The sequence below is a fragment of the Nonomuraea montanisoli genome (assembly GCF_013363975.1).
Taxonomy (GTDB): domain Bacteria; phylum Actinomycetota; class Actinomycetes; order Streptosporangiales; family Streptosporangiaceae; genus Nonomuraea; species Nonomuraea montanisoli.
Genome location: NZ_JABWGN010000017.1, coordinates 196,703 through 213,469, shown reverse-complemented (window position 1 = coordinate 213,469; position 16,767 = coordinate 196,703). Strand labels below are relative to the sequence as shown.

Genomic DNA, 16,767 nt, shown 5'->3' with positions numbered 1-16,767 from the left:
AGCTCAGACGCCCAGGCGGCGTTCCAGCCAGGCGAAGGCGTGCTCCTGCATGGGCACGGTGAACGCGTGCGGCGCGTCGAAGAAGACCCCGTCGTAACCGCCGTCCGGGTACGCCCGCGAGATGATCGCGTGCGCCCGGCGCATCCCGGCCGGGGGGAACAGCTCGTCGCGCTCGCCGTACTGCACCAGGAGCGGCCTCGGGGCCGCCGAGGCGGCCAGGGACGGCCAGTCGCACACCCGCGACAGGCCGGGCGGGTAGAGCATCCAGGTGTGCGAGGCCACGTGGCGGTCGAGCAGCTCGCGGTAGGACGACATCATGGCCACGACGGCGACCGCGCCGATCGCCGGGTCGAACGCCCCGAGCAGCGCGGCGCGCAGGCCGCCGCCCGACAGTCCCACGCAGCCCACGGGGCCCACGTCGGGGCGGGAGCGCAGGTAGGCCGCCGCGGCCAGGTCCTCCCCCGCCACCGCCCCGGCCAGCGACGTGCCGAGCAGCACGCAGTACTTCTCCAGCAGGTGCTCGTGCAGGGCCGCCGCGCGGTCGTAGCCGTCCGCCTCGGACAGTCCCTCGGACACGCCGGCGGCCGCCGCGGCCACGGCCTCGGGCATGGCCTCCAGCGGGAAGCGGCGGCTCCCCCAGCCGAGGACGTCGTGGGCCAGCACGGCGAAGCCGCGCCGGGCCAGCTCCCCGGCGTACGCGCGGCCGCCGTAGATCCGGCCGCGCAGCCGGGTCACCTCGGGGGACGGCGGCCCGGGGCCGTCGGCGATCTTCTCCTTGCCGGCGAACTTCATGCCGGCGTGGCAGTGCAGCGCGACGACGCCCGGCAGCGGGCCGGCCGCGCCGCGCGGCCTGAGCAGGTACGCCCGGGTGCGCGGGCCGTAGCCGACCGACCAGGACAGCTCCTCGCCGGCGAGGTCGCCGGTGGTCCAGGAGCGCTCCACGCGGACGTCGCCGGCCGTGAGGTCGAGCACGCCGGTCGCCTCGCGGGCCGCCCGGCGCAGCTCCGGGGCCGGGGCGGCCTCGGGGAACAGGCCGCGCCCGCGCGCGGCCGCCTCGGCGAGGCCGGAGAACTCCCCGAGATGCCGCGAGATCATCGGCTCAGGCATCGGCTCAGGCATCGGCCAGGCTGGTGCCGTCCTCGGTGAGGGCGACGGGCAGGCCGGTCGCGGCCGAGCGGTTGGCGGCGACGCCCACCAGCACGCTGCGGATGCCGTCGCGGTAGCCGGCCGGGCGGCCGAGCGGGTCGTCGCCGGGGCCGCGGAAGACGTCGTTCAGCAGCAGGCGGTCGCCGCCGCCGTGGCCGCCCGCGCCGCGCTCGATCGGGATCTCCTCCGGCTGCCGCCAGTGGCGGTGCAGCACGAGCTTCTCCCACGCGTCGGCCGCGTGCTCCTTGCTCGCGGCGCTCGGGTCGATGGCGGCCTGCGGCGGGGTCCAGGACCGCTCGCACACCTCCAGCTCGATGCGGCCCTCGGTGCCGGTGAACACGACGCGGTAGCCCTCGAACGGGGCGTGCGCGGTCAGCGAGTAGGTGAGCATCGCCCGGTTGGCGTAGCGGACGAGGACCGCCATGTTGTCGTCGATGGTCACGCCGTCGGCGAAGACGTCCTGGTCGCGGATGTAGCCGTCCTCGTGCTCGGCGTCGAGGTAGAGGCGCTTGAGCCGGGGGTCGGCCGAGATGTCGAGCAGGTACGGGTCGGTGCCGAGTCCCGGCGCGCCGTGCGAGCGCGCGGGACGCTCGCCCCGGGGCAGGGCCGTGCCGTAGAAGCGCAGGTCGGCCTGGGCGAACACGAGCCGGGGAGCGGCCCCGAGCCACCAGTTGACCAGGTCGAAGTGGTGGGTGGACTTGTGGACGAGCAGGCCGCCCGAGTGGGCGCGGTCGCGGTGCCAGCGGCGGAAGTAGTCGGCCCCGTGGATGGTGTCGAGGGCCCAGTCGAAGTGGACGGAGGTGACCTCGCCGATGGCGCCCTCGCCGAGCAGGCGCTTGACCGCCGAGTTGCGCGGGGAGTAGCGGTAGTTGAACGTCACCACCAGCTTGCCGGAGGACCGCTCCGCCGCCTCGGCGATCGCGGCGCAGCTCTCGGCGTCGATGGTGAGCGGCTTCTCCACGATGACGTCCTTGCCGGCGTCAAGGACGGCGCAGACGTAGCGGGCGTGGGTGGCGTCGATCGTGGTGACGACCACCGCGTCGGCCAGGTCCAGCAGCTTGCCGAACTCGTCGGGGCCGAAGCAGGGCACCTCCCGGCCGATGCGCTCGACGTAGTAGGCCATGCGGGTGCGGTTGGTGTCGCAGAGACCGGCGATGGTCCCCGCGTCGCTCCAGTCGCCCAGCAACGCGTCCACGTACATCTGGACGCGGTGGCCGAGGCCGACGAAAGCGTACCTGGTGCTCAACGTGCTCTCCCCGAGATTCGAGATGGTGCGGCCGGGGGCGCACGGCCCCCGGCCCGTGGTGCTGTGGCCGGGCGTCAGCCGGCGATGGCCGCGTTGGCCTCGGACAGGAACTTCTGGGCGCCCGCGTCCGGCGTGGTCTTGCCGAACAGGACCTCGTCGGTGTTGCGCTTGAGGATGTCCTCCATCTGGAGGGCGCCCTTCGGCGGGGCGGTGATCGGGCTCAGCTCGCCCTTGATCTCGTCGATGAAGGCGAGGGTGCGCTGGTCGACCGGGGGCAGCTTGTCCTTGACGGCGGCCAGCACCTTGGAGTTGGTGGGCAGGCCGCGGTCGCTCAGCAGGATCGAGGCGGCGTCCGGGTCGTTGACCAGGAAGTCGATCAGCTTGGCGGCCTCGGCGGAGTGCTCGGACTTGGCGGAGGCGGTGTAGTACATGGCCGGCTGGAGGAACATGCCGGCGCTGGGGGCGCCCTTCTCCCTGGGCATGCGCAGCAGCTCCAGCTCCTGGCCCGACGCCTTGGACAGGGCGTTGAGCTGGTTGCTCCACCACATGCCCATCGCGCCGGCGTTGGTGGCCAGCAGCGACTGCTCGGGGCCGGCGGTCAGCAGTTCGGCGCTCTTGGCCGGCTCGGGGGCCGCCTTGGCCGCGATGAGCTGCTGGCTGATGTTCCACCACGCCTTGATCGTGTCGACCGACAGGCCGATCTTGTTGCCGTCGTAGAACTTCTCACCGCGCTGGGCGGCGAAGATCTGCAGCCAGGCCGGGTTGGGGTTGTACTCGGCGCCCATCGCGCCGCCGCCGCCCGCGGAGATCTGCTTGGCCAGGTTGATCCACTGGTCCCAGGTCCAGGTCTTGTCGTCGGGCAGCTTCTGCTTGCTCTTCTCCAGCACGGAGGGGTTGGCCAGCATGGAGAAGGCGTTGACGCCCGTGGGGACGGCGTATTGCTTGCCCTCCACCTGGCCGCTGCTCAGCACCTGCTGGTCGAGGTCGGCGCTCGGGACCTTGCCGGCCAGGTCCGCCAGGGCGCCGCGACCGGCGTACTCGCTGAGGCCGCGGATCTCGATGCTCATGACGTCGGGGGCGTCGTTGGCCGCCACCTTGGTCGCGAGCTTCTCGTAGTAGCTGTCCCAGTTGGAGAAGTCGCCCTCGACGTCGATCGTCGGGTTCTTCTCCTCGAACTTCTTCAGAGCCTGCTCGGTCAGCTTCTGCCGGGCGTCGCTGCCCCAGTAGGAGAAGACGATCTTCACCTTGTCGCCGGAGCCGCCGCCGTCGCCGCCGCTTCCGCCTCCGCAGGCGCTCGCCGTCGTCATCACGGCCGCCGTCAGGAAGGCGACCGTCCACATCTTCTTACGAGAGCCGAGACTCACAGCTCTTCCTCCTCTAGGAGATTGCGGGGGGTGAATCGGCTACTTGAGGCCGGTGGTAGCCACACCACGGATCAGGTACTTCTGACCGGCCAGGAAGAACCCGAAGATGGGCCCGAGCGAGACGATCGACATCGCGAACATCGGCCCCCACGACGACTCTCCGCTCGAGTCGAGGAACTGGCGGAGGGCCACGGCCACGGTGAGGTTGTCGCTGTTCGTCAGATAGAGGTTCTGGCTAAAGAAGTCATTCCACGTCCAGATAAAGGTGAATATGCCGGTCGTGGCGAGGGCGGGCGTGCACAGCGGGAGGATCACCTGCAGGAAGACCCGCCAGTACCCGGCGCCGTCGATGGCGGCGGCCTCGTCGAGCTCCCGGGGCAGGGTCCGGATGAACTGCACCATCAGGAAGATGAAGAACGCGTCCGTCGCCAGGAACTTCGGCACGACCAGCGGCCAGATCGTGTTGATCCAGTCCAGGTTCGAGAACAGGATGTACTGCGGCACGACCGTGACGTGGTGCGGCAGCATGATCGAACCCAGCATGACCGCGAACCACAGCTTCTTCAGCGGGAAGTTCAGCCGGGCGAATGCGTAGGCGGCCAGCGAGCAGGCGACCAGGTTGGCCAGCACGCTCAGGCCGGTGATGACGGCGGAGTTCCACAGGTAGTACCCGAACGAGTGCTTGAGCGCGTTCCAGCCCTCGGAGTAGTTCTCCAGCGTCACGGTGCTCGGCAGCAGCCCCGGCTCCCGGAAGATCAGCTCCTCCGGCTTGAGCGAGCTGGAGATCATCCACAGCAGCGGGTAGAGCATCAGCAGGCCGAAGCCCGCGAGCATGAGGTGCTTGAGCAGGCGGCCGCCCCGCATCGGGCGGAACAGGAACGGCACCGCGTTACTTCGTGTCGCCATAGAAGACCCAATACTTCGACGCGAGGAAATTCACGCCGGTCAGGCCGGCGATGATCAGCAGGAGAACCCAGGCCATGGCGGCCGCGTAGCCCATCTCGTAGCTCTTGAAGCCCTTGAGGTAGAGATAGAGCGTGTAGAAGAGCGTGGAGTCGACCGGTCCGCCGTTGCCGCCGCTCACGATGAACGACTGCGTGAACGACTGGAACGACTTGATGACCTCCAGGACGAGGTTGAAGAAGATGATCGGCGTCAGCAGCGGCAGCGTGATCGACCGGAACTGGCGCAGCCTGCTCGCGCCGTCCACCGAGGCGGCCTCGTAGTAGCTCTGGGGGATCTGCCGCAGCCCGGCCAGGAAGATGACCATGGGCGCGCCGAACGTCCACACGTGCAGGAGGATCAGCGTGCCGAGCGCGGTGTCGGGGTCGGAGACCCAGCCGGGCCCCTCGATGCCGAAGACGCTCAGCATCGCGTTGAACAGGCCGTCCACGCCGAAGAGCTTGCGCCACAGGATCGCGATGGCGACGCTTCCGCCCAGCAGGGAGGGCAGGTAGTAGATCGAGCGGTAGAACGACAGCCCACGCAGGCCCCGGTCGAGCGCGAGGGCGAGGAGGAGCGCGAAGGCGAGCTGCAGGGGCACCGACACGACGACGTAGACGGTGGTCACCTTCAGCGAGGTGAGGAACCGGTCGTCCTGCGTGAACATCTTGACGTAGTTGTCGGCCCCGACCCACGAGCCCTCCTCCAGGAGGCTGTAGTCGGTGAACGACAGATACAGCGAGGCCAGGATCGGCCCCACCGTGATGATGAACAACCCCAGGAACCAGGGCGCGAGGAAGACGTAGGCCGTCAGGGCCTCCCGCCTTCTGTTAGCGTTCACAGCGCGTTCCGGGGTCACGGACAGCGAAATTGACATGGATTCATGCATCCCTCATTCCAGGGCCTCCCCGGCACCGCGGGATCGGATAGCGCCTTCCTATAGGGATGCGAAAAGTTTCGTCAACCCTTTGCAGGCGTTACAAACCCGTTACCGATATATCGTTAACTCGAAAACCCCAGCTCACGCAGGTGAAGCAGAGCACGGAGATCAGTTAACGTTTTGGGCTCCTGCGCCTCTGGACTACAACCGGTTGCATGTTTGCGAAGGCCGAAGGATGGTTACGGACCGTGGCCGGCGAGAGCCGTGGAACCCTCGCCGGGTCAGGCCCCGCCGGTCACCACGTGCCGCCCAGCTCCTTCAGCGTGAAGACGCCGCCCGCCCGGTCGTGGAGCGGCTCGGTGAGGTCCGGCTCGCCCTGCTCGGCGAGGAGCGGGGCGGCGTGGGACTCCGAGTCGTCCCGGGAGACGTAGCCGATGGAGCGGGCCTCGTCGAGCGACCACCAGCGCCGGGTGTTGTCGGAGACGCCCCAGACGACGTGGTGGCCCGGCGCGGTGAACGCGGCCTCCACCAGCCGGGCCAGGTCGTCGGGCGAGATCCAGGTGGCCAGGCCGCGCGTGTCGGCGGACGCCTCGTTGCAGGTGCCCAGCCGGACCACGGTCACGTTCATGCCGAAGCGGTCGTGGTAGAGGCTGCCGAGCGCCTCCATGACGACCTTGCTGACGCCGTAGAAGGTGTCGGGGCGGGGAAAGGCGTAGTCGGGCAGGTCGGCGCCGCCGGGCGGGCGGGTGTGGAATCCGGCGGCGTGGTGGCTGCCCATCATCACGACGTGCCGCACGCCCTCCTCCCGGGCGGCCTCCAGCAGCACGTGGGTGCCGTCCATGTTGGCCCGCACGATGTCGGCCCACGGGTGCTCGCGGCTCTGGCCGCCGAGATGGAGCACGGCGTCGACGCCCTTCATGGCGGCGGCCATCGCGGCGGGATCGGCCAGGTCGGCCGGCACCTCCTCCTCGCCCGCGCCGGGCGGCGGATCGACCGGTCGCAGGTCGGACAGGCGGAGGACGCGGCCGTCGCGGGCCAGGCGGGGGCGGAGCAGCGTGCCGACCTTGCCGGCCGCGCCGGTCATGAGAATGCGCATGGCTCCCTTGTACACACTTCTGCCTCGAATTCACATTCTTGAATCTTGACCGTGATCTGGGTCACTCGTTACCGTCACCAGAACGAGCTTCACATGGGCGACACTCGTCCACATCTGTGAACAGGAGGCGGTCTTATGTCACGCCAACTGCTCGGGGTCGCGCTCGCGGCGACCCTGGCCGTCACGCTGACAGGCTGCGGCTCCGGGGGATCCGGCTCGGGCGACGACGCGTTGGAGATCTGGATCAGGCAGCAGCCCGACTCCGCCTCCGCGAAGACGGCCGTCAAGCTCGCCGACGCCTTCACCAAGGCCAGCGGGATCAAGACCAAGGTGGTCGCGATCTTCGACGACTTCGAGACGAAGCTCCAGCAGCAGGCGGCGCAGCGCAAGCTGCCGGACATCGTCATCAACGACACCGCGCAGCTCGGCACCATGCACACCCAGGGCTGGATCCGCGAGGTGGACAAGGCCAAGCTGGCCGGCGGCGACAAGCTGTCCGACCTCGCGTGGAAGGCGGCCCAGGCCGGCGACGGCAAGTACTACGCCGTGCCGTTCTCCGCCCAGGCGTTCGCGCTCATCATCCGCAAGGACTGGCGGGAGAAGGTCGGCCTCGACACGCCGAAGACGTGGGAGGACCTCACCAAGCTCGCCCAGGCGTTCACCGACAAGGACCCCGACGGCGACGGCAAGAAGGACACGGCCGGCCTCGTCATCCCCGGCGGCACCAAGCGCGGCTACGCCTCCTGGTACGCCTCCTCCCTCATCTACGCCAACGGCGGCGACTTCGTGAAGGCGACGGCCCCCGGCAAGTTCACCGCCACGGTCGACGACCCGAGGACGGTCGAGGCGGTGCAGTACCTCCAGGACCAGTTCTGCAGGACCAAAACCGTCAACCCCGGCGCGGTCAGCAACGACACGACCGTCACCCACGAGGTGTTCGAGAAGGGCCAGGGCGGCATCTACCTGGTCGGTCCGTACGTGCTGGCCCGCTTCGTCAAGAACGTCGGCACCGACAAGATCGAGGTCGTCCCCGTGCCCAAGGGCCCGTCCGGCGGCCCCGGCACCCTGGGCGAGGGCGAGAACGTCTACCTCATGGCCGGCTCGGACAACGAGGAGGGGCAACGCACGTTCGCCGAGTACGCCGCCTCCGCCGACGGCCAGCGGATCGGCATGAACAAGGACGCCGACGGCGTCATCGTCCGCCGCCGGTGAACACCCAGATCGACATGGCCGCCGAGCGGCAGGACCCGCGCTGGAAGGTCTTCCAGGAGTCCTACGCCAACGCCGTCTACGCGCCGCCGGTGCCGAACTGGGCGCCCATCCGGCAGACCTCGGCCGACGCGATCAACACGGTGTGGGCCGACTGCTCCGCCGACGTCAGGAGCGCGATGGAGGCCCTGAACACGAAGCTGAACCAGGAACTGCAGTCGCAGAAGGCCTCCTGAGCATGAGCCCGAGCGTGACGCTGACGCAGGCGCCGCCCGCCCCGGCCGCCTCCCGCCGCCGCCCCAGGAGGGTGCGGCGGCGGGGGACGCTCGTCGCGTGGGCGTTCCTGGCGCCCGCCCTGCTGCTGTTCCTCTACTTCAAGTTCATCCCCATGGCCAAGGGCCTGGTGATGAGCTTCCAGGAGATCCGCTACCTCGACAGCACGTGGGTGGGTTTCGACAACTACCGGACGATCCTCACCGACGAGGCGTTCATCGCGGCGATCCGGCACAGCGCGGTGCTGGCGCTCGGCACCACGGCCGGCTCGCTCGTGCTCGGCCTGGCGCTGGCCCTGCTCATCGAGGGGCCGGCCCGCTACCTGTGGTTCGTCAGGACCGCCGCGTTCCTCCCGGTCGTGACCACGATGGCGGTCGTGGCCGAGGTGTGGCGGATCATGTACCACCCCGGCGACACCGGCATGATCAACAGCATCCTCGGCTGGTTCGGCGGCGACCCGCAGCCGTTCCTGGCCAGCGAGCACTCCTCGCTGCTGTCGATCATGGGCATGAGCGTCTGGCGCGGCACGCCGTACGACATGATGATCTTCCTGGCGGGGCTCGTGGGCGTGGACCGCTCGCTCTACGAGGCCGCCGCCGTGGACGGCGCGACCACCTGGAAGCGGCTGCGGCACATCACGCTGCCGGCGCTGCGGCCGGTGTTCTGGATCCTGTTCACGCTGGCGGCGATCCGCGGCCTGCGGGTCTTCGTCGAGGTGTACGTCCTGACCAACGGCGGGCCGAACGGCTCCTCCGAGGTGCTCATGACGCTGGTCTACAAGCTCGGCTTCCAGAAGGGCGAGCTGGGCGTGGCGTCGGCGGGCGGCATCCTGCTGTTCGTCGCCACGCTGTTGCTCACCGTCCTGGTCCAGGTCATGCGCAGGAGGCAGGCGGCATGATGCGATTCGACAGCGCCCTCGGGCTGGAGGCGCGCCGGGGGCCGGTCGCGACCGCTGTGAAGGTGATCGTTTACACCGGCATGGTCCTCGTCTTCACCGGCCCGCTGATCGGCCTGCTGGTCAGCGCGTTCAGCCGGACCCTCGACCCGACCAGCTTCTCACTGTGGCCCGACGGTTTCACCCTCGACAACTTCATCGAGGCGGCCGACAAGAACGTCTACGGCTACCTGCTCAACTCGTTCGTGGTCGTCGGGTTCGGCCTGCTGCTGCAGATGCTGGTCAGCGTCTTCGCCGCCTACTCCCTGTCGCGCAAGAAGTTCCGCGGCATGGCGGTCGTCATGCTGATCATGCTGGCCACGATGATGCTGCCCGAGGAGATCATCGCGATCCCGCTGTCGCTGGTGCTGGCCGACCTGCCGCTCCTCCACGCCGACCTCATCGGCACGTACGCGGGGATGATCCTGCCGGTCGGCGCCTGGGGCTTCTCCATCCTCGTCATGACCGAGTTCATGAAGGAGGTGCCGGTCGAGCTGGAGGAGGCCGCGCGCATCGACGGGGCGGGCGAGTTGCGGACGTTCTTCACCATCATCCTGCCGCTGTGCCGGCCGGCCCTCGGCGTGATCGGCGTCTTCGGCTTCACCATGATCTGGGACCAGTACCTGCTGCCCCTGATCGTCGCGCCGGAACCCGGCATGTGGACGCTGCCGATCGCGCTACGCTCGCTGCGCTCCGACGACGAGGTGGGCCTCGGCGTGCTGCTCGCCGCCTCGCTGCTGGCGCTGCTGCCGTCGATCATCGCGTTCCTGGCCTTCCAGCGGCAGTTCATGCGCGGCCTGACAAGCGGCGCCGTCAAGGGTTAGGCGTTCATGTACGTGGACGGCATCCAATATTCTGAACCCGTGGAGCGTCGCCGAGATGGGATGAACATGGAGCCGCAGCTCGTCAAGTCCGCCGAACGGACCGTCCGCATCCTGGAGGCCCTGGCCGCCTCGCCGGACACCCTGACGCTGTCGGAGCTCCAGCAACGCACCGGCTTCCCGCGCAGCAGCCTGCACGCGCTCATGCGCACGCTGGTGGAGCTCAAGTGGGTCGAGACCGACTCGGGCCGCGGGGCGTTCGGCATCGGGCCGCACGCGCTGCTGACCGGCACCGCCTACCTCGACAAGGACCCGGCGCTGCCGTTCGCGCAGCAGACCCTGGAGGACCTGCGCGCGGAGATCGGCCAGACCGCCCACTTCGCCCGCCGCGACGAGTCCCACGTGATCTACCTGGCGACCCGCGAGTCGCGCGAGGCGCACCACGTGATCCCGCGGGTGGGCCGGCGGCTGCCCGCCCACGTCACGGCGCTCGGCCAGGCGCTGCTCGCCCAGCTCACGGACGACGAGGTGGCGGCCCTGCTGCCCGCCCCCCTGACGTCGATGACCTCGCACACGATCACCGACCTGGCCAAGCTCACCGGCGAGCTCGACCAGGTCCGCACCCGGGGCTTCGCCTACGAGCGCGAGCAGGGCACGCCCGGCGTCGCGTGCGTGGCGGTGGCCGTCGACTACCGGATCCCCGCCACGGACGCGATCAGTTGCTCGATGCCGGCGGGGATGTCGCCGGCCGAGGTCTCCAAGGTCACCGAAGCGGTGATCAGGCACACCCGCACGCTGTCCGCCACCCTCCGGCGGGAGGGCATCCGCTAGAAAGGACCGTTCATGCGGCTCGATGGTGTTCTCTTCTTTCCCGTGACCCCCTTCGGGGCCGACGGCGGCGTCGCCGAGGACGTCCTCGCCGGCCACGTCGCCGGCGGGGTCGCGGCCGGGGCGGGAGGAGTGTTCGCCGCGTGCGGCACAGGCGAGTTCAACGCGCTCGACCTCGCCGAGCACCGCGCGGTGGTGCGCACCGCCGTGGCCGCCGCCGCGGGGCGCGTCCCCGTCTTCGCGGGCGCGGGCGGCGTGCCGGCCTCGGCCAGGGCCACCGCGCGGGCCGCGGCCGACGAGGGCGCCGACGGGCTGCTGGTCATGCCGCCGTACCTCGTCAGCGGGCCGCCCGGCGGCCTGGTGCGCTACGTCCGCGAGGTGACCCGGGAGACGGGGCTGCCCGTCATCGTCTACCAGCGGGGCACGGCGCGCTTCACCCCGGCCGCGGTGGCCGAGCTGGCGCAGCTCCCGGAGGTGATCGGGTTCAAGGACGGGCTGGGCGACTTCGACCTGCTCCAGCGCATCATCCTGACCGTGCGCCGGTCCACCGGACGGCCGTTCACGTTCTTCAACGGCCTGCCCACGGCGGAGCTGACCGTGCCGGCCTACCGGGGGATCGGGGTGACGCTGTACTCCAGCGCCGTGTTCGCGTTCGCGCCGGAGATCGCGCTGGCCTTCCACGACGCCGTGACGGCGGGCGACGAGGAGCGCTCCCGGCGCCTGCTGACCTCCTTCTACCTGCCGCTGGTGGAGCTGCGCGACCTGGTCCCCGGGTACGCGGTGTCGCTGGTCAAGGCCGGGGTGCGGCTGCGCGGGACGGACGTGGGCGGGGTGCGGGCGCCGCTGGTGGACCCGTCGCCGGAGCACGTGGCGCGGCTGGAGAAGATCCTCGCGGCCGGGCTGAAGGTGGCGGGGGCCTGACTCCGCCATTGACATCCGCTTTGTCCCGCCCGTACGTTTTGGGAGCGCTTCCAATTCCTCTTCATCGAAGCGTTTCGACATCCAGGCGTTGCGACATCCAGGCGTTTCGACATCCAGCAGGAGGGCCGCCCACGGCCCGCCTCCGCCAGCCGTACCGGCGATGAGACGGGAGCGTGAGCATGGCAGGGCGACCCACCGCGCCCCGAGACGGACGGCCGGGCCTCGACTCCGGACGGCCGGGCCTCGACTCCGGGCGGCCGGGCCTTGGGTCCGGGCGACCGGACCTCCACTCCGGGCGGCCGGACCTCCGTGACGGGCGGCCGGGGCTTCACACCCTGACCGCCGGGCGCGGGCTGCTCTTCGGCGGCGACTACAACCCCGAGCAGTGGCCCGAGCACGTCTGGGTGGAGGACGTCGAGCTGATGCGGGCCGCCGGGGTCAACCTGGTCACCGTCGGCGTCTTCGCCTGGGCGCGCATCGAGCCCCGGCCCGGCGCGCGACTTCGGCTGGCTGGACCGGGTGCTCGGCCGGCTCGCCGAGGCGGGGATCGCCGTGGACCTGGCCACCCCCACCGCCTCGCCGCCGCCGTGGCTGGGCCACCGCCGGCCCGAGACGCTGCCGGTCGACGAGTCCGGTCACCGGCTCTGGTACGGCGCGCGCAACCAGTTCTGCCCCTCCTCCCCCGTCTACCGGGAGCGGGCCCTGGCCCTGGTCGCCGATCTCGCCGGACGCTACGCCGGGCACCCGGCGCTCGCCCTGTGGCACGTCGGCAACGAGTACGGCCAGATCTGCCACTGCGACGTCTCGGCCGAGGCGTTCCGGGCCTGGCTGCGCGAGCGCCACGGCGACCTCGACGGCCTCAACGAGGCGTGGGGCACCACGTTCTGGAGCCAGCGCTACGGCGACTGGGCCGAGATCATCCCGCCGCGCCGCGCGCCGTACCTCGTCAACCCCACGCAGAAGCTGGACTGGGCGCGCTTCTGCTCCGACGCCCTCCTGGATCACTACCGCGCCGAACGCGACGTCCTGCGCGAGCACACCCCCGGCGTCCCCGTCACGACGAACTTCATGGGCCTGTTCAAGCCGGTGGACTCCTGGCGGTGGGCGCCCGAGGAGGACGTCGTCTCCAACGACTGGTACCCCGACCCCGCCGACCCGCTGTTCCCGGTGCGGGCCGCGCTCACCCACGACCTGACCCGCTCCCTCGGCGGCGGCCGGCCCTGGCTGCTGCTGGAGCAGGCCGCCTCGGCGGTCAACTGGCGCGCGCACAACCTGCCCAAGCCCGCCGGGCAGCTCCGGCTGGAGTCGGTGTCGTGTTCGAGGCCCACACGTGGACCGAGCTGATGCGGGCCGAGGGGGCCGAGCCGGTGGCCGTCTTCACCGAGGGCGAGCTCGCCGGGTCACCCGCGGTGCTGCGCCATCGCGCCGGGGCCGGCGTCGCGTGGTACGTGGCCACCCTCCCGGACCACGACGCGCTGGCCGAGCTGACCGGGCGGGCGCTGGCCGACGCGGGAGTGTCCGGGGCGCTGCCCGGACCGCCGCCGCCCGGCGTCGAGGCGGTGCGCCGCGGGCCCGTCCTGTTCCTGCTCAACCACGGCGACCGGGAAGTCCGTGTGCCCCTCGCCGCGCCGGGCGAGGACCTGCTGACGGGGGCGCGGGTCGAGGACGCGGTGACGCTGGGCGCGCGTGCCGTCGTCGCCCTGCGCCCCTGAGACCTTTCCGGATCACCTGCGTATCTTCCGCAGACGCCGCATTCCAAAGACCCCCAGCTCCTCCTCGCCCTCCCCCTCCCCCTCCCTCCTCCCTCCCCCTCGCCCTCCCCGTCCCCTCCCCGCCTCCTCCTCGACCTCCCCGCCGCCCCTCTCGCCCCTGCGCCCTCCGTAAGGCCGGCCATCCCTCCCCCTCCGTCATCAACGCAGGCCCTCCCCCCTCGCCTCTAGGAGTGAATCCCTCGATGCCGACCACCCCAGCCCGCGCCTTCCCCGAGAACTTCCTGTGGGGCACGGCCACCGCCGCCTACCAGGTGGAGGGCGCCGCCGCCGAGGACGGCCGCGGACCCTCGATCTGGGACACCTTCTCCCACACCCCCGGCCGCGTCGACGGCGGCGACACCGGTGACGTCGCCTGCGACCACTACCACCGGCTGGAGGAGGACCTCGGCATCCTGGCCCGGCTGGGCGTCGGCGCCTACCGGTTCTCCGTCTCCTGGCCCCGGGTCCTGCCCGGCGGCGGCGACCGGCTCAACCAGCGCGGCCTCGACTTCTACTCCCGGCTCGTCGACGGCCTGCTGGAGCGCGGCATCGCCCCGGTCGCCACCCTCTACCACTGGGACCTGCCCCAGGAACTGGAGGAGGCCGGGGGCTGGCCGCACCGCGACACGGCGCTGCGCTTCGCCGAGTACGCCCACCGGATGGGCGAGACGCTCGGCGACCGCGTCCACACCTGGATCACGCTCAACGAGCCGTGGTGCTCGGCCTACCTCGGCTACGCCTCCGGCGTGCACGCGCCCGGCCGTATCGACCCGGCCGACGCCCTGGCCGCCGTCCACCACCTCAACCTCGGGCACGGGCTCGCCGTCCAGGCGCTGCGCGCCACCGCCGCGCCGCCGGCGCGGGTCGCCGTCACGCTCAACCTGCACCACGTACGGGGCGTCTCCGAGCGGGACGCCGAGGCGGTGCGGCGCATCGACGCGCTGGCCAACCGGGCCTTCCTCGGGCCGATGCTCGACGGCGCCTATCCGCGCGACCTCATCGAGGCCACGGCCTCGGTCACGGACTGGGCGTTCGTCCGCGACTCCGACGAGTCGACCGCATGCCAGCCGCTGGACCTGCTAGGGGTCAACTACTACAACCCGGTGCTGGTCCGCGGGTGGGACGGGGAGACGCCCCGGGAGACGGCCGACGGGCACGCCGACGGCTCGGCCTCGCCGTGGATCGCCTGCGAGGACGTCGAGTTCGTCCAGCAGCCCGGCCCGTACACGGAGATGGGGTGGAACATCGACGAGACGGGACTGACCGAGCTGCTGCTGCGGCTGCACGGCGACTACCCGGCGCTGCCGCTGGTGGTCACCGAGAACGGGGCGGCGTTCGCCGACGTCCTCGACGGCGACGGCCGGGTGCGCGACGAGCGGCGCGTCGACTACCTGCGCCGCCACCTGACGGCGGTCGCGGACGCGATCGACGCGGGGGCGGACGTGCGGGGGTACTTCGTGTGGTCGCTGATCGACAACTTCGAGTGGGCGCGCGGGTACGCCAAGCGGTTCGGGATCGTGTACGTGGACCGGGAGACGCTGGACCGGACGTGGAAGGACAGCGCCCACTGGTACCGGGACGTGGTCGCGACCGGCAGGGTGCCGGACCCGTCGTGACCCCCGTTCCTTGCGAACCCTCGTCTCCTGAGACCTCCGGCCTTCCCGGAGCCCCCGCCATCGGAGATCACCCCCGGAAGCCCTGCGGAGTACACCGGCTTTCGATGCCCGGAGAGGCGCCGTGGCTCCACCGGCCTGTGACCAGGACCGGAGCCACGGCGCCTGCCGGGGTCAGACCGACAGGGCGCCGTCCACCCGGCGCGGGATGCCGAGCGGGTTGCCGTCCTTCAGCTCGTCGGGCAGCAGCTTCGCCGGCCAGTCCTGGTACGCGGTCGGAGCGAGCCACCGGTCGACGGCCGTCGCGCCGACCGAGGTGTGCGCCGAGACGGTGGTGGCGGGCCAGGGACCGCCGTGGTGCATCGCCCAGCACACGGCCACGCCGGTGGGCCAGCCGTTCCAGATGAGCCGGCCGGCCTTGCGGGACAGCACCTCGGCGATCTCGCCCGCCTCACCCGGCAGGCTGGAGTGGATGGTGGCCGTCAGCGAGCCCTCCAGACGCTCCAGCACCGGCCGCAGGTCGGCGGGGTCGCGGTAGGTGACCACGATCGAGGCGGGGCCGAAGCACTCCTCGGCGACGCGCGGCAGGCCCGCGGCGAACGACTCCAGGTCCGTGGTAAAGACCTTCGGCGTCACCGCCCACGCGCCCTCCCCCGGGTTGCCCTCGGCCAGCAGGGTCAGCGCGCCGAGCCGCTCCAGGCCGCCCAGGTAGCCGTCGCGGATGCGCTCGGCCAGCATCGGGCCGCCGGTGGTGCCCTCGACGGCGGCGGCCAGGGCCTTGCGCAGCTCGTCGTCCTCCGGCACGAACATCAGGCCGGGGTTGGTGCAGAACTGTCCCACGCCCAGGGTCAGGGAGGCGGCGAAGCCGCTCGCCACCTCGGCGGCGGGCGCCGACGGCAGCACGACGACGGGGTTGACGCTGCCCAGCTCGCCGAAGAAGGGGATCGGGACCTCACGCTCGTCGATGAGCGCCTGGATGGCCTTGCCGCCCGCGATCGAGCCGGTGAACCCGGCGGCCACGACGCGGGGGTGCTGGACGAGGTCCTTGCCGGCTCGCATGCCCTGGACCAGGCCGAGGAGGTCGGGGTGCGGCAGGGCCTCGCGCACGATGCCGGCGACGCGCCCGGAGGTGCCGGGGTGGCCGGGGTGGGCCTTGACCACGACCGGGCAGCCGGCGGCCAGGGCGGAGGCGGTGTCGCCGCCGGCGACGGAGAAGGCGAAGGGGAAGTTGCTGGCCGCGAACACGGCGACCACCCCGGGCAGCGGGCGCTTCACGCGGCGCACGTCGGGCCGGGGCGGGGTGGCCGTGGGGTCGGCGTGGTCGATGACGGCGTCGAGGTGGCCGCCGTCCCGGACGACCTGGGCGAAGAGCCGGAACTGGCCGGCGGTGCGGGCCACCTCGCCGCGCAGCCGTACCTCTCCGAGGGCGGTCTCCTGGTCGGCGAGCCGCCACAGCTCGTCCACATGGGCGGTCAGCGCGTCGGCGACGGCCTCCAGCGCGCGTGCCCGCTCCTTCGCGGGGGTGGCGCGCCAGGCCGTGCCCGCTGTCGCGGCGGCGGAGACGATCTTGTCGACCCCGGCGGTGTCCGTCTCGGGGATGGCGTCGCCGGTGGTCTCGCCGGTCCGGGGATCGTATCCGTTGATCATGGATGGGCCCTTCGCAGTCTTGACACTCTCGAAGGTCGATTCTTACAGTTGCGGCATTCGTCCACAAACCTGGCAGTAGTTCACATATATGGACGG

At 71.2% G+C, this 16,767-nt stretch carries 16 protein-coding genes and 1 pseudogene; 10 read left to right on the top strand and 7 right to left on the bottom strand.

Features of this window, described 5'->3' with window-relative positions:
• Positions 1-3 precede the first annotated feature (3 nt).
• From HTZ77_RS36800 to HTZ77_RS36775, 6 genes are all read right to left on the bottom strand, one after another.
• Positions 4-1,107, bottom strand: coding sequence for a dienelactone hydrolase family protein (locus HTZ77_RS36800; RefSeq protein ID WP_175594358.1), 1,104 nt, complete (start codon positions 1,105-1,107; stop codon positions 4-6).
• 4 nt (positions 1,108-1,111) lie between these two features.
• A complete protein-coding gene (locus tag HTZ77_RS36795) occupies positions 1,112-2,392 on the bottom strand; it encodes a Gfo/Idh/MocA family protein (RefSeq protein WP_175594357.1) in 1,281 nt (426 codons plus the stop codon).
• A gap of 74 nt (positions 2,393-2,466) precedes the next feature.
• Positions 2,467-3,756: an ABC transporter substrate-binding protein gene (locus tag HTZ77_RS36790; protein ID WP_175594356.1), complete on the bottom strand. Its 1,290-nt coding sequence runs from the start codon at positions 3,754-3,756 to the stop codon at positions 2,467-2,469.
• 39 nt (positions 3,757-3,795) lie between these two features.
• A complete protein-coding gene (locus HTZ77_RS36785; RefSeq protein WP_175594355.1) occupies positions 3,796-4,662 on the bottom strand; it encodes a carbohydrate ABC transporter permease in 867 nt (288 codons plus the stop codon).
• A complete protein-coding gene (locus HTZ77_RS36780) occupies positions 4,646-5,575 on the bottom strand; it encodes a carbohydrate ABC transporter permease (RefSeq protein ID WP_175594354.1) in 930 nt (309 codons plus the stop codon). Before HTZ77_RS36780 ends, HTZ77_RS36785 begins: the two co-directional genes overlap by 17 nt.
• 298 nt (positions 5,576-5,873) lie before the next feature.
• Entirely contained in the window at positions 5,874-6,674 is an 801-nt protein-coding gene (locus HTZ77_RS36775) for an NAD-dependent epimerase/dehydratase family protein (RefSeq protein WP_235995669.1), read from the bottom strand.
• 135 nt (positions 6,675-6,809) lie between these two features.
• On the opposite strand from HTZ77_RS36775, the gene HTZ77_RS36770 reads away from it, so the two are divergent.
• The 10 genes and pseudogenes from HTZ77_RS36770 to HTZ77_RS36740 all read left to right on the top strand — a co-directional run bounded on the left by HTZ77_RS36770 (position 6,810) and on the right by HTZ77_RS36740 (position 15,027).
• Positions 6,810-7,886: an ABC transporter substrate-binding protein gene (locus tag HTZ77_RS36770; RefSeq protein ID WP_205304417.1), complete on the top strand. Its 1,077-nt coding sequence runs from the start codon at positions 6,810-6,812 to the stop codon at positions 7,884-7,886.
• Complete coding sequence (locus HTZ77_RS45585) at positions 7,883-8,119, top strand: hypothetical protein (RefSeq protein WP_205304416.1); 237 nt, start codon at positions 7,883-7,885, stop codon at positions 8,117-8,119. The genes HTZ77_RS36770 and HTZ77_RS45585 overlap by 4 nt, the downstream gene beginning before the upstream one ends.
• 2 nt (positions 8,120-8,121) lie before the next feature.
• Entirely contained in the window at positions 8,122-9,054 is a 933-nt protein-coding gene (locus HTZ77_RS36765; RefSeq protein WP_175594353.1) for a carbohydrate ABC transporter permease, read from the top strand.
• A complete protein-coding gene (locus HTZ77_RS36760) occupies positions 9,051-9,914 on the top strand; it encodes a carbohydrate ABC transporter permease (RefSeq protein ID WP_235995668.1) in 864 nt (287 codons plus the stop codon). Before HTZ77_RS36765 ends, HTZ77_RS36760 begins: the two co-directional genes overlap by 4 nt.
• A gap of 39 nt (positions 9,915-9,953) precedes the next feature.
• Positions 9,954-10,742, top strand: a complete 789-nt coding sequence (locus tag HTZ77_RS36755) for an IclR family transcriptional regulator (protein WP_328808985.1) — start codon at positions 9,954-9,956, stop codon at positions 10,740-10,742.
• A 12-nt stretch (positions 10,743-10,754) separates the two neighbouring features.
• Entirely contained in the window at positions 10,755-11,660 is a 906-nt protein-coding gene (locus HTZ77_RS36750; RefSeq protein WP_175594352.1) for a 5-dehydro-4-deoxyglucarate dehydratase, read from the top strand.
• Between the two features lie 179 nt (positions 11,661-11,839).
• Positions 11,840-12,094: pseudogene (locus HTZ77_RS48515) on the top strand (hypothetical protein); the annotation flags it as partial.
• An 85-nt stretch (positions 12,095-12,179) separates the two neighbouring features.
• Positions 12,180-13,004: a beta-galactosidase gene (locus HTZ77_RS46940; protein ID WP_328808984.1), complete on the top strand. Its 825-nt coding sequence runs from the start codon at positions 12,180-12,182 to the stop codon at positions 13,002-13,004.
• On the top strand, positions 12,974-13,372 hold the full coding sequence (locus HTZ77_RS46935; protein ID WP_328808988.1) for a beta-galactosidase trimerization domain-containing protein: 399 nt from the start codon (positions 12,974-12,976) through the stop codon (positions 13,370-13,372). Before HTZ77_RS46940 ends, HTZ77_RS46935 begins: the two co-directional genes overlap by 31 nt.
• Before the next feature lie 242 nt (positions 13,373-13,614).
• Positions 13,615-15,027 (top strand): GH1 family beta-glucosidase, encoded by a 1,413-nt coding sequence (locus HTZ77_RS36740; RefSeq protein ID WP_175594351.1) that lies wholly within the window; start codon positions 13,615-13,617, stop codon positions 15,025-15,027.
• A 171-nt stretch (positions 15,028-15,198) separates the two neighbouring features.
• Here HTZ77_RS36740 and HTZ77_RS36735 read toward each other — a convergent pair whose 3' ends face one another.
• Complete coding sequence (locus tag HTZ77_RS36735) at positions 15,199-16,671, bottom strand: aldehyde dehydrogenase (NADP(+)) (RefSeq protein ID WP_175594350.1); 1,473 nt, start codon at positions 16,669-16,671, stop codon at positions 15,199-15,201.
• Between the last annotated feature and the right edge of the window lie 96 nt (positions 16,672-16,767).

What these genes read in the sequence shown, in the direction of transcription:
- HTZ77_RS36800 (WP_175594358.1), bottom strand. Translation starts at nt 1,107, where the DNA reads ATGCCTGAGCCGATGATCTCGCGGCATCTCGGGGAGTTCTCCGGCCTC.
- HTZ77_RS36785 (WP_175594355.1), bottom strand. Translation starts at nt 4,662, where the DNA reads ATGGCGACACGAAGTAACGCGGTGCCGTTCCTGTTCCGCCCGATGCGG.
- HTZ77_RS36780 (WP_175594354.1), bottom strand. Translation starts at nt 5,575, where the DNA reads ATGTCAATTTCGCTGTCCGTGACCCCGGAACGCGCTGTGAACGCTAAC.
- HTZ77_RS36775 (WP_235995669.1), bottom strand. Translation starts at nt 6,674, where the DNA reads ATGCGCATTCTCATGACCGGCGCGGCCGGCAAGGTCGGCACGCTGCTC.
- HTZ77_RS36770 (WP_205304417.1), top strand. Translation starts at nt 6,810, where the DNA reads ATGTCACGCCAACTGCTCGGGGTCGCGCTCGCGGCGACCCTGGCCGTC.
- HTZ77_RS36765 (WP_175594353.1), top strand. Translation starts at nt 8,122, where the DNA reads ATGAGCCCGAGCGTGACGCTGACGCAGGCGCCGCCCGCCCCGGCCGCC.
- HTZ77_RS36760 (WP_235995668.1), top strand. Translation starts at nt 9,051, where the DNA reads ATGATGCGATTCGACAGCGCCCTCGGGCTGGAGGCGCGCCGGGGGCCG.
- HTZ77_RS36750 (WP_175594352.1), top strand. Translation starts at nt 10,755, where the DNA reads ATGCGGCTCGATGGTGTTCTCTTCTTTCCCGTGACCCCCTTCGGGGCC.
- HTZ77_RS36740 (WP_175594351.1), top strand. Translation starts at nt 13,615, where the DNA reads ATGCCGACCACCCCAGCCCGCGCCTTCCCCGAGAACTTCCTGTGGGGC.
- HTZ77_RS36735 (WP_175594350.1), bottom strand. Translation starts at nt 16,671, where the DNA reads ATGATCAACGGATACGATCCCCGGACCGGCGAGACCACCGGCGACGCC.